The 424-nt window shown below is 33.5% G+C and carries 1 protein-coding gene; it reads right to left on the bottom strand.

Annotated features, from left to right (window positions below; genetic code table 11):
• Window positions 1-145: 145 nt before the first annotated feature.
• The coding region (locus FAY33_RS19790) for a hypothetical protein (protein ID WP_207706017.1) at window positions 146-424 on the bottom strand (279 nt) is incomplete at its 5' end.

The raw sequence follows: 424 nt of genomic DNA on the forward strand, positions 1-424 counted from the left end.
AATGAGCCAGTTTCATTGACATGCAAAGAAACAGCGTTATAATACAAACAAGGACAGAACCTTGAAATAATTGTTCTGTCCTTGCATAACTATCAACATATCTTATATCAGTTTTTACAGTTTACACAAAACTTGAAACTCTCTCTTAAAAATTTCTTTTAGTTTTGTTAGAGTAGTAAAAAAAGCATTTTTCATTAATAGATAAAAGAAAACATTTATATGCTTTTTTGCAATACATAAGAAAAATAATAAAGGTGCGCAAACAGACAAAACGCTCTGTTAGTGTGTCTTTTTTGATTCTCAAAAATGTTTCAAAAAGTTTTCTGGAAAATGTAACAGATATCACTCCTCCGGTGAGAGTCAGTGCGAAAGGGGGGGGGGGGCAAGAGAAACCAAAGTTTATCTCCCTGCTAGCCGCAAAAGG

It is taken from the genome of Clostridium sp. HBUAS56010, assembly GCF_007115105.1.
Classification (GTDB): domain Bacteria; phylum Bacillota; class Clostridia; order Lachnospirales; family Lachnospiraceae; genus Lacrimispora.